Raw genomic sequence first — 2,034 nt, forward strand, 5'->3', positions numbered from 1 at the left:
CGATGAAGGAAGACTACATAGCGTTCATGCCAAAACCGAATGCGCGAACGGCGCTGCAGAACCTGGCGGCGGCGTTCAACCATTACAATGAAAACCATCCGCATAGTGCGCTGGGATATCACTCCCCAAGGGAATACCGGCGCCTGCGGGCATCGTTAACTTAAGATACAAAAGCTGTCTGGAGATGGTGGGTCAAGATCACAACCATTTCCTGAGGATCCGCTTGTCCATTGGTATATTGGACAGCAGCCAGTCATGGCTGATGTTGTCAAAACATCCTTTGATATCGCCTTCCAGTACCCATCTTGGGGATACTTTCTGGCTCATCCGGTGAAATATGGACTCGATGGCATCATGAGTACTACGCATGGGCCTGAAACCATAGCTGTTATTGTCAGCAGTAGTTTCTGCCATCGGCTCCAGTGCTAGTAACCACAGCGCCTGCATTGCTCTGTCCCTTATTGTCGGGATCCCCAGCGGACGCTTTTTGCCATCCGATTTTGGGATATATATGCGCCTGAGCGGCTGTGGTCTTTAGCTTCGCGGACTCAGGTTGCACATCCCTTTCCATTTTTCATCCGGGGTGCTCCATGTTTTGCCATCCACCCCGGGCGTCCTTCTCCCGGTGTTTTCAGTAACACGTCTGACAGCTATGGCTTTGCCAGAGAACGAGCGTGTGAGAATGCGCTGAAGTTCTCTGACTCGTCGCCATTGTTGCTGCCGGGTTGCCTCTGCAATCCGTAGCTGTAGCTTTCGCACCCGGGCATGGCAGGCTCGCCAGTCAATGGCGTGCCAGCCTGCCGGGCGGGGTATCGTGGACACACTGTAGTGTGTATTCATCTCGCTGATATCCTGTTGAAATTTTTACAGTATTTCATGCAGTTAAAGACCAGACGGAAGTCTGCCCACTTTCGTGTCGAAGCATGTACCGCTCCGTATCCTGATGATTACCATCAGGCATTCGCTTTTTCCGTCCTCCTCTGCCCTCATCGCCAATAGTGTTCCTCACGGTTCACCTGCCATCAGGCAGCGATACGGGTTTACCAGGTTCCGTTTAACATACAAAAGGTCAGGGCGGGTTCTGTCTATTCACCGGAGATCTCAATGTCCACGTGCTCCGGGGGGACCAGTGGAGCAACCAGATCTCGTACCATTTTGGTTCAGGCCTTCCAGCATCTTTGGCCTGTTGCCGATAACGGTGTTTATCAACAGTTCACATGTGTTAACCCTTCTGACCAGCCTTGCAATCCAGCCGCATGATGCTTGCAGCAAGGGAGAGTCCCTCACGGGACTGTCCCCGGGCTGACGCCCAATCTCGTTGTCCCGGAAGCTTCAGACCTCGCCGTTACCAGCAATGCCTGTTCCGGTAGGCTACAGCTAATGGAATAGCTGGTTTTATCAAATTAAAACAATATGTTAAAAGACTTCCTGTCGCACGGCCCCCTTTGGCTCCCCAGCTGCGCAGGGTCGTCAACTCGACTACGCTAACCCGGCTCGTTGCCGGGCAAGCTCCGCCGAACCCCGCAAAAGCGCGGGGTTCGGGCCTTCGGCTAGGGTTTGAGGGCTAACGGCAAAGGAGCGTACCTAGGCGGTTTCATCCGATTCTATTCAACCAATAGTTGAATAGAATCGGTAATACGTATAGAATAATTACAAGGATGATTACAGGGATTTTGGAAACGAAATCGCATCCCGCAATCCTGGAAACAGGTTCGTCCATGACGGTAAATGCGACCTGACCTGCCGAAAAGCGGCTGAGGCCCCCGCAAGGGGGCCGCCATTTCACCTGTTGTTTGCTTCTTTTGGAATGCCTGAACCTCGAGATTTGGCTTCCGTATCCATCGCAACCTTAAACAAACTTACCTGCTTATTCGGGATAGCCACGCCAGGCGAATCTGCACCTTCTCGATGGTTAGGAAGCTCAATTGCATTTTTTTGAGCGCACTAACCATGAGTCGTAGCGTGACACATTCCCAGAGAGGGCGGGACCGCGAAGGGTTATACGTAAAAATGCCGGTTTTGCTGTGTTTTTAA

Annotated in this window: 1 protein-coding gene and 1 pseudogene; one reads left to right on the forward strand and one right to left on the reverse strand. The window is 52.2% G+C overall.

Going from position 1 to position 2,034, the window contains the following annotated elements:
- The coding region (locus ACMV5H_RS25415; RefSeq protein ID WP_414822789.1) for an integrase core domain-containing protein at positions 1 to 164 on the forward strand (164 nt) is incomplete at its 5' end.
- A gap of 37 nt (positions 165 to 201) precedes the next feature.
- Here the strand turns inward: ACMV5H_RS25415 and ACMV5H_RS25420 are convergent.
- A pseudogene (locus tag ACMV5H_RS25420) lies at positions 202 to 840 on the reverse strand (reverse transcriptase N-terminal domain-containing protein); the annotation flags it as partial.
- Positions 841 to 2,034: the final 1,194 nt, after the last annotated feature.

This window comes from Serratia sp. N21D137 (assembly GCF_047530005.1).
Classification (GTDB): Bacteria; Pseudomonadota; Gammaproteobacteria; order Enterobacterales; family Enterobacteriaceae; genus Chania; species Chania fonticola_B.